This window comes from Streptomyces sp. NPDC048337 (genome assembly GCF_043201175.1).
GTDB lineage: Bacteria > Actinomycetota > Actinomycetes > Streptomycetales > Streptomycetaceae > Streptomyces.
On record NZ_JBICYR010000015.1, the window covers coordinates 131,980 to 141,106 of the forward strand.

8 protein-coding genes are annotated in these 9,127 nt (G+C 72.7%); 6 read left to right on the plus strand and 2 right to left on the minus strand.

Annotated elements, in window-relative coordinates; genetic code table 11:
• The first annotated feature begins 47 nt into the window (after positions 1 to 47).
• The 4 genes from ACGFYU_RS23755 to ACGFYU_RS23770 all read left to right on the plus strand — a co-directional run bounded on the left by ACGFYU_RS23755 (position 48) and on the right by ACGFYU_RS23770 (position 3,957).
• Positions 48 to 1,502 carry a peptidoglycan D,D-transpeptidase FtsI family protein gene (locus ACGFYU_RS23755; RefSeq protein WP_393829313.1) on the plus strand — a complete coding sequence of 485 codons (1,455 nt, stop codon included), beginning with the start codon at positions 48 to 50 and terminating at the stop codon, positions 1,500 to 1,502.
• A 63-nt stretch (positions 1,503 to 1,565) separates the two neighbouring features.
• Positions 1,566 to 2,057 (plus strand): GNAT family N-acetyltransferase, encoded by a 492-nt coding sequence (locus ACGFYU_RS23760; protein WP_393829314.1) that lies wholly within the window; start codon positions 1,566 to 1,568, stop codon positions 2,055 to 2,057.
• 66 nt (positions 2,058 to 2,123) lie between these two features.
• Complete coding sequence (locus tag ACGFYU_RS23765) at positions 2,124 to 2,831, plus strand: DsbA family oxidoreductase (RefSeq protein WP_393829315.1); 708 nt, start codon at positions 2,124 to 2,126, stop codon at positions 2,829 to 2,831.
• Positions 2,832 to 2,901: 70 nt separating this feature from the next.
• The gene (locus ACGFYU_RS23770; RefSeq protein WP_393829316.1) at positions 2,902 to 3,957 is read left to right on the plus strand and encodes an aminotransferase class V-fold PLP-dependent enzyme; all 1,056 of its coding nucleotides are present in this window, start codon (positions 2,902 to 2,904) and stop codon (positions 3,955 to 3,957) included.
• Between the two features lie 4 nt (positions 3,958 to 3,961).
• On the opposite strand, the gene ACGFYU_RS23775 is transcribed toward ACGFYU_RS23770, so the two are convergent.
• Entirely contained in the window at positions 3,962 to 5,047 is a 1,086-nt protein-coding gene (locus ACGFYU_RS23775) for a pyridoxal-phosphate-dependent aminotransferase family protein (RefSeq protein ID WP_393829317.1), read from the minus strand.
• A 74-nt stretch (positions 5,048 to 5,121) separates the two neighbouring features.
• Between ACGFYU_RS23775 and ACGFYU_RS23780 the strand changes: the two genes are divergently transcribed.
• Complete coding sequence (locus tag ACGFYU_RS23780) at positions 5,122 to 6,219, plus strand: amidohydrolase family protein (RefSeq protein WP_393829318.1); 1,098 nt, start codon at positions 5,122 to 5,124, stop codon at positions 6,217 to 6,219.
• 276 nt (positions 6,220 to 6,495) lie between these two features.
• Positions 6,496 to 7,398, plus strand: coding sequence for an SCO1860 family LAETG-anchored protein (locus ACGFYU_RS23785; RefSeq protein WP_393829319.1), 903 nt, complete (start codon positions 6,496 to 6,498; stop codon positions 7,396 to 7,398).
• Positions 7,399 to 7,441: 43 nt separating this feature from the next.
• On the opposite strand, the gene ACGFYU_RS23790 is transcribed toward ACGFYU_RS23785, so the two are convergent.
• Positions 7,442 to 8,650: a CapA family protein gene (locus ACGFYU_RS23790; protein ID WP_393829320.1), complete on the minus strand. Its 1,209-nt coding sequence runs from the start codon at positions 8,648 to 8,650 to the stop codon at positions 7,442 to 7,444.
• Positions 8,651 to 9,127: the final 477 nt, after the last annotated feature.

Sequence of the window (9,127 nt, forward strand, 5' to 3'; positions counted from 1 at the left end):
CGGGGCAGAGCGGAACGGCTGGGGCCGCTGGTGCGTCCTTCTGGGGGATGAACAAGACGATCAGGCGTGCGTCGGTCTTCTGTCTGCTTCTGGTGCTGGCCCTGCTGGTCCGTGTCACCTGGGTGCAGGCATACCAAGGCCAGGCCCTCGCAGACGACAAGAACAACCGGCGGAACCTCATCGGGCAGTACGAGAACCCGCTCGGCAACATCATCGTGGGCGGGGAGGCGATCACCGGCTCGACCAAGACGGGCGGCAAGGACTTCGGCTACAAGCGGACCTACACCAACGGCCCGCTCTACGCGCCGATCACCGGCTACAGCTCCCAGGCCTTCGGCACGAGCATGCTGGAGGGTGTCTACAAGAACATCCTCAACGGCTCCGACAACCGGCTGAAGACCATGATGGACATGCTCACCGACAAGCGGGCTTCCCCGGGCAACGTCCTGACCACCATCGACGCGGACGTGCAGAAGACCGCGTACGACGCCCTCCAGGGCAAGAACCTGCAGGGTGCCGCCGTCGCCATCGACCCCTCGACGGGCCGGATCCTCGCCGTCGTCAACAATCCCTCCTTCGACCCGGGCCGGATCACGGGCGCCACCGACCAGGACGCCTGGGACGAGCTCTCCGCCGACAAGGGCAAGGCGATGGAGAACGTGGCCCTGCGCAAGCCGCAGGCCCCCGGCTCCACCTTCAAGCTGGTCACCCTCGCCGCGGCGATCGAGAACGGGCTGGTCACCAATCTCGACCAGCAGACCGGAATCCCGGACCCGTACACGATCCCCGGCACCCGGACCCCGCTGCCCAGCGAGGCGGGCTCCGCGGCCTGCAACAACGTTTCGCCGCGCACCGCCCTGAAGCTGTCCTGCAACAACGTCTTCGCCGAGCTGGCGCACAAGCTGGGCCAGGACAAGATGCGCGCCATGGCCGAGAAGCTCGGCTTCAACACGCAGATCGACACCCCGGTCCGCACCAACCCGCCGAGCAAGTACCCGACGAAGAAGATGTCGGTCGACCAGGTCGCGCAGACGGGTATCGGCCAGTTCGACGTGCAGGCCACCCCGCTCCAGATGGCGATGGTGACGGCCGCGATCGAGAACGGCGGCAGGCTCGTCGCCCCGCACATGGTCTCCGAGGTCACCGACTCCGGCGGCAGCGTGCTGGAGAGCTTCAAGGACCCCAAGTCCCAGCAGGTCATGAGCGAGAAGACCGCCTCGATGCTGCGCGACGCCATGCGCACGGTCGCCACCGAGGGCGGCGGCAAGACCGCCCAGGTGCCGGGCGCCGAGGTGGGCGGCAAGACCGGTACCGCCCAGCGCGGCGTGAACAACAGCCTGCCGCCGCTGGCCTGGTTCACCTCGTACGGAAAGCTGAACGGCAAGCAGATCGCCGTCGCCATCGTGATCGAGAACTCCGACACCGACCGCTCCGAGATCGGCGGCGGCAAACTGGCCGCCCCCATCGCCCAGAAGATGATGGAGGCGTGGCTGAAGAAGTAGCCACGCGGGCCCTGCGGCCGACGCGCCGGGAACCGGGACGGGGCCCGGCGCGTTCCCCATTCCATGATCAGAACCGCGCGCCCCGCCGACCTCGACGCGATCGCCGCCCTCCACGCCCGGGCCCGCGCGACCTACTACGAGGGCCGCATCCCCGAGGAGGCCTACAGCGGCGCGGCCGAGCTCGCCCGTACCCGCGAGGGCTGGTCGCGGGCCGTCGCCCGCGCGCAGGTCGACGGCGGGGTGCTGTGCGCCGAGCAGGACGGCGAGCTCACCGGGGTAGCGGCCTTCCGCACGTCGGACGGCGAGACCACCCTCACCCAGCTCCACGTCGACCCGGTCCACTGGCGCAAGGGCACCGGAGCCGCCCTCCATGCGGCCTGTCTCGACGCCTGGCGCCGAGCCGGAATCCACCGGGTCCGCCTGGAGGTCTACGCGCACAACCTCCGCGCCCAGGCCTTCTACGCCACCCACGGCTGGCTCCCGGACCCGCACTCCACCGCCTCCGGCTCCCACCGCGTCCTGTGGCTGGAGGTGCCCCCGGCGTCCGGGGAATGAGACGGTCCGCCGGTTCGTTGAAGGGGGAACTGTTTCGTCCCACCGGACCCGGAGAGAAGAAGGATCATGCGCGTCGAGATCTGGAGCGACATCGCCTGCCCCTGGTGCTACATCGGCAAGGCCCGTTTCGCCAAGGGGCTGGCCGAGTTCGCGCACCGCGACGAGGTGGAGGTCGTCTTCCGCTCCTTCGAGCTCGACCCGAACGCCGCCAAGGGCGTCACCGCGCCCGTCACCGAGATGCTCGCCAAGAAGTACGGCCGCACCCTCAAAGAGGCGCGCGGCATGGAGGAGCACGTCGCGTCCGCCGCCCGCGCCGAGGGCCTGCAGTACCGGATCGACGGGCGCGACCACGGCAACACCTTCGACATCCACCGCCTGCTGCACCTGGCCGAGGCCCGGGGCCGCCAGGAGGAGCTGCTGGACCTCGCCTACCGGGCCAACTTCGGCGAGGAGCGGTCCGTCTTCGACCCCGAGGTGCTGGTCGCGCTCGCCGTCGAGGCCGGGCTGGACGAGGCCGAGGCCCGCGCGGTCCTCGCCGACGGGTCCGCCTACGCCGAGCAGGTACGGGCCGACGAGCGCGAGGCCGCCGAACTGGGCGCCAACGCCGTGCCGTTCTTCGTCCTCGACCGCCGCTACGGGATCTCCGGCGGGCAGCCGGCCGAGGTGTTCACCCGCGCCCTGGAACAGGCCTGGGCCGGGCGCGAGGTGACCGAGCCGGCCGCCGGCGCCGAGGCGTGCGAACCCGACGGGGCGTGCGCGGTCCCGCAGGCATAAGTATGTCTTTGATTCGGCACGTAAAACCAGGCAATGGACTTTGAGTCCTTCCTGGCGCAGAGTGGAACGCATGGATCTTCCACTCGCCGAAGCGGCCCGTGCCGAGTTCACCCACTCCACCACCTACCTCAACACCGCCAACTGCGGGGTGCTCCCGCGTTCCGCCGTCGCCGCCGTACGGGAGCTCGCGGAGGCGGCGGGGGCCGGGATCCCCGCCGGATTCGGCGACTTCGACCGGGTCAACCGGGCCCGGGCCGCCTTCGCCCGGCTCGTCGGGGTGGGCGCGGACCGGGTGGCCGTCGGCTCGGCGGTGGCCACGCACGTCGGCCTCGTCTCCGCCTCGCTCCCGCCGGGCGCCGAAGTCCTCTGCCCGGAAGGCGACTTCGCCTCCGTGATCAACCCCTTCGTGGTGCGCGGCGACCTCAAGGTCCGCTTCGCACCGCTGGAATCCCTCGCCGAGGCCGTCGGCCCCGACACCGCACTCGTCTCGCTGAGCGCGGTGCAGTCCGCGGACGGGCGGATGGCGGACCTCCCCGCCGTGCGCGCGGCCAGCACCGCGCACGGCGCCCGGATGCTGGTGGACGCCACGCAGGCCGCGGGCTGGCTGCCGTTCGACGCCTCCCCGTACGAGTACACGGTGACCGCCGGGTACAAGTGGCTGCTCGGCGCGCGCGGGGCCTCGTACCTGACCGTGTCGCAGGAGGCCCAGCGCACCCTGACCCCGCTGCACGCCGGATGGGTGGCGGCACGGTCCATGTGGGACGCCACCTACGGGCCCATGCCGGAACTGGCACATGACGCGCGGCGGTTCGACGAGTCCCCGGCCTTCCTCGGCTACCACGCGGCCGAGGCCTCGCTGGCCCTGCTGGAGCGGATCGGCATCGAAGCGATCCACGCCCACGACACCGCCCTGGCCGCCCGCTACCGGGCCGGCCTCGCCCGCCTCGGCCACGAGCCGGTGCCGGGCGAGTCGGCCATCGTCTCGGTGCCGGGGCTCGCCGACCGCCAGCCCGCCCTGCAGGCGGCCGGCATCGCCACCTCCGCCCGCGCGGGCACCCTGCGGGCCTCGTTCCACCTCTACACCACCGAGGCGGACGTGGACCGGCTGCTGGACGCCCTGTCCTGACGGGCTAGATCGGCAGAGCGGCCGCCCAGGCCGCGTCCGCCGCGGCGAGCGCCGCGCCGGGCTCGGCCCCCAGGGCCGCCGCGAGGGCCGTCAGCGAGGCCCGGACCACGGGCAGCGAGGCCGCCGTCCCGTAGTGGTTGACCCGCAGCATCTCCTGCGCGAGCGCGCCGCCGCCCGCCGCGAGGGGGGCCGTCGCGTCGGCCGCCAGGGCCTTGGCCACCACCAGCGAGGCGTCCGCGACCCGCAGGGTGGTGGCCACCGGCGCCGCCTCCGACGCCCGGCCCACGTACGGGGCGATGCCGAGCTCCGCCGCGCCCGCACGGGTCGCCGCCGCCGCGGCCGCGTGGCGGGCCATCACCGACGACAGCCCCTCCGCCGCGATCCGGTCCAGGCAGGCCTCCAGCGCCAGCATCTCCAGCTGCGCCGGGGCGTGCAGCAGGGTCTCGCGCCCGCCGTCGATCCAGCGTTCCTTCCAGTCCAGCAGCGAGAGGTACGAACGGCGCGGCGCCGCCGGGTTCTGCGCGAACCGGGCCCACGCCCGCTCCGACACCGACACCGCGGAGACGCCCGCCGGGCCGCCCATCGCCTTCTGCGCGCCGATCACGCACAGGTCCACGCCCCACGCGTCCGGCAGCAGCGGCTCCGCGCCCACCGACGCCACCGCGTCCAGCATGAACAGCGCCCCGTGGGCCCGTACGACCTCGCCGATCTCCGCCACCGGGTTCGTGTTGCCGGTCGCCGCCTCGGCGTGGACCAGCGAGACGAAGTCGATCTCCGGGTGCTCGGCCAGCGCCCGCGCCACGTGGTCCGCCGTCACCGCCGTGTCGAAGGGGACCGCCAGGTCCACCACGGTGGCGCCGCAGTCGCGCAGCCAGTTGCCGAAGGTGGTTCCGTAGGGGCCGGTGACGACGTTCAGCGCCGTCGAACCGGGCCGGGCGCCCGACCGGATGCACCCCTCCAGCGGCAGCAGCGCCTCGCCCTGGGCGATCACCACGTCCTGCCGGGTGGCGAGGAGGTCCGCGACCCCCTGCTCGATCGACGCGAAGCGCTCCGCGGTGAGCGGCGGGAGGTCCAGCAGGGGGTGGGTCACGGTGGTGCTCTCTTCGTCCGCTTCGTCCGGGGTTACCCGCCCGAGCGTACCGAGCCCGCACATACAGTGCGGACATGACCGATGCGCTGAGCGATGTGCTGCACGTGAAGGGGCGGGTGCTCGTCGGACCCGACGAGATCCGCGACGAACTCTGGGTGGTCGGGGGGCGGATCTCCTACGAGCGCCCGCGCACCGCCCGCGAGATCACCACCGTGACCGGCTGGGCCCTGCCCGGGCTGGTCGACGCGCACTGCCACGTGGGCCTGGACTCCCACGGCCCGGTCGACGCCGCGACCGCCGAACGCCAGGCCCTGACCGACCGCGACGCCGGCACCCTCCTCATCCGCGACGCCGGATCGCCCTCCGACACCCGCTGGATCGACGACCGCGAGGACCTGCCGAAGATCATCCGGGCCGGCCGGCACATCGCGCGCACCCGCCGCTACATCCGCAACTACGCGCACGAGATCGAGCCCGCCGACCTCGTCGCGTACGTGGGCCGCGAGGCGCGGCGCGGCGACGGCTGGGTGAAGCTGGTCGGCGACTGGATCGACCGCGAGGTCGGGGACCTGTCCGCCTGCTGGCCGCGCGCCGAGGTGGAGGCGGCCATCGCCGAGGCGCACCGGCTGGGCGCCCGGGTGACGGCGCACTGCTTCGCTGAGGACTCGCTGCGCGACCTGGTGGAGGCGGGCATCGACTGCATCGAGCACGCCACCGGCCTCACCGAGGAGACCATTCCGCTGTTCGCGGAGCGGGGGGTCGCGATCGTCCCGACGCTCGTGAACACCGCGACGTTCCCGAAGCTCGCGGCGGGCGGGGAGACGAAGTTCCCGGACTGGTCGGCGCACATGCGAAGGCTCCACGAGAAGCGGTACGACACGGTCCGGGCCGCCTACGACGCGGGCATCCAGGTGTACGTCGGCACCGACGCGGGAGGTTCCCTGCCGCACGGCCTGGTCGCGGCGGAGGTGGCGGAGCTGGTGAAGGCCGGGATCCCACCGCTTGACGCCCTCTCGGCGACGGCCTGGGCGGCCCGCGCGTGGCTCGGCAGGCCGGGCCTGACCGAGGGGGCGCCGGCGGACCTCGTGGTCTACGCCGCCGACCCGCGCGAGGACGTACGGGCGCTCGCGCAGCCGCTGCGGGTCGTCGTGAACGGCGCGGTCCGGGCCTGAGTTGACGCCGCGTGACATCGGCGGCCCACCGGTCGTTGTAAACGCCCGCACGGCCGGCCGATGTCAGACGTCGCTGCGACAGAAGAACACTCACGTTCCCCCTGGGGCGCAGAAAATCGAATACATACACGCAAACCACCCTTTGGGGTGAACTCACCTCAGGTTGCCGCCCGTTCACTCACAGTGCGTAAAAATTCCGGGGACGAAGCCGTCGGCGCGCGCGATGTCCCCCATCGGCGGCGCGACGGCACCCATCTCCCCGGGGGTTCCACCATCTTGAACAGCAACACCTTCCGCATGCCCGCGGCCGTCCTGCTCGCCACGGGAGCGGTAGCCCTGCTCACCGCGCCGCCCGCCCTCGCCACGGGCGGCGGCGCGGGGAACGAGGGCAAGGCCGGCGCCGTCGTCCTGCGCACCGGACTGGACGTGGGCCTGCTCGGCAAGACCGTGCACATCCCGCTGAAGGCGACCCTCAACGAGGTCAGCGCCCCGGCGGCCGCCGCCGAGAAGACGGCGCTCACGGTCACCCTGGACGGGGTCGAGGGGGGTGCGCCGGTCAGCGTGCTCCGCGCCGACCTGGCCACCTCCAAGGCGACCGCGGACAAGACCCGGGCCGAGGCGGAGGCCAACCTCGCCAAGGCCCGGGTGCACGTGCCGGGCCTGCCGGCGCTCTCGCTCATCGAGGTCGAGAAGGTCACCAGCAAGGCCGTCTGCGAGGCGGGCAAGCAGCCGGTCGCCACCTCCAACGTCCTCGGCACGGTGACCGCGCTGGGCAAGAAGATCACCCTGTCGGCGGGCGGCCCCACCAAGATCGAGGTGCCGGGCGTGGGCCTGGTCAGCCTGGAGCTGTCCGGTACGCAGACCACCTCCACCACGGCCGCCGCGGCCGCGCTCCGCCTGAAGGTGTCGGTGAACCCGCTGAACCTGGGCGTGGCGCGGGTCGACGGCGAGGTCGTCCTCGCAGAGGCGCACTGCGAGTCCCCGACCCCGTCCGCGACCCCGTCCGCGAAGCCGGACGTCAAGCCCCAGACGGGCACGGGGTCCGCTGTCACCACCGACGCCAACCTGGCGGAGACCGGCGGCGGTTCACTCACCCCCTACGTCGCGGGCGGCGCGCTGATCCTGCTCGGGATCGGGGCGGGCGCACTGGTCGTGTCCCGGCGGGGCAGGGCCTCGTAACACCGCCGGGGGCGCCGCCCGAGGAGCACACGGAGGGGAGTGCTCAGCGGGTGGCGTGCTCCAGGCCCTGCGCGGCCGCACCGCGCGACAGCACGGCGGCGGTGACCTGCTCGTCGATCCGGGCGTACTCGCTCCGCTTGGCGGCGGGGAGCGTGCTGTCGGAGGCCGCGCACGAGGCGCAGACGACACGGAACGGCGGCCCCATGTCCGAGTACTGCGTGAGGAATTCGGCCTTCACCACCTCCCAGCGACCCGCGTGGGCCGCCGCCGGGGCGAAGGTGAAGCGGGGGATGGAGGACTGGTTGCCGCGCAGCTTGTCGGCCGGTACGAAGCTGGCGACCTGGTCGCCCATGCCGAAGACCACCCAGGTGCCGTTGATCTTCTCGTAGGGCTGCGGCACGTGGTTGTGCGTGCCGATGATCAGGTCGATGTCGGGGAGGCCGTCGGCGGCGCGGGAGGCGGTCAACGCCTGCGCCAGCTCCCGCTGCTGCTCATCGGGCGCGGTCTGCCACTCGGTGCCCCAGTGGACGCTCACCGCCACCACGTTCGCGCCGGCCGCCCGGGCGGCGCGGGCGTCGGCGATGATCCGGTCCTTGTCGATCAGGTTGACCGCCCACGGCTTGTCCTGGGGGAGCGGAATGCCGTTCGTGCCGTACGTGTACGACAGCTGGGCGACCTTCGCGCCGCCGGCCGAGAGCAGGGCCGGGGTCTTGGCCTCCTCCGCACTGCGGGCGGAGCCGACGTGGCCGACGCCGACCCGGTCGAGGTGTTCGAGGGTGCGGGCGAGCCCGTCGTAGCCGTCGTCCAGGGTGTGGTTCGAGGCGGTGGAACAGCTGTCGTACCCGGCGTCCTTGAGGGCGTCGGCCAGTTGGTGCGGAGCCTTGAAGGTCGGATAGCCGGTGTAGGGGCCGCCGGGCCGCCCGTACGGTATCTCGTGATGGCATATCGCCAGATCGGCGGCGGAGACCAGGGGTTTGACCCCGGCGAGTATCTTCCGGAAGTCGTACTCCCCGGCCTTGCCGGCGTCGTCCGCGGACCGCTGGATGATCGACGGATACGGAATGACATCACCGGTCGCCACCAGCGTGAACGGTTGCCCTTGCCCTGGCCGGGCGGGGGCTGTGGCACTCGGGGCGGGCTTCCCCTGCAGCCGCTGCTCCGCCGTCCCGCCGAGCCGTGTCCCGACGAGAATCCCGCCGCCGACGACGGCCAGCCCGGCCACGGCGGCACCTATCTTGACGGATGCCTTCATTTCCCAACCCCCGATGTGATGTGCCGATGCGGGGATCCTTGCCCGGCCCCGCCCCCGCGGCCATCGTAAGTAGCCCATCCGGGGGACCCACGCGCCGCCCTCCCGGGGCTCCGCCCCGCACCCCGCGCCTCAATCGCCGGCGAGCCTGGATTTGCCTGGTGTGGCCGGGTGCGTGCGGGTCAAAGATCGGGGCTCCGCCCCGTACCCCGCGCCTCAATCGCCGGCGAGGCTGGATGTGCCCGGCGTAACTGGATGTGAGCGGCGAGGCTAGATGCGCCCAGCGAGGCTGACGCTGCCCGGCCGGGGGTGGGGACGGGGTGGGGTGTCGGCCGGGACTAAAACGAGATGACTTCGGCGCGAGGTGCCGTCCGGCAGAGCCGACCCGGAAAGGGCGCCGAACATCGAAGCCCGTCCCGGACGACACCCCCCCCCCGGGCCCCCCCCCCCCCCGCGGCGGCCCCGGCGGGGGCCGGGGGC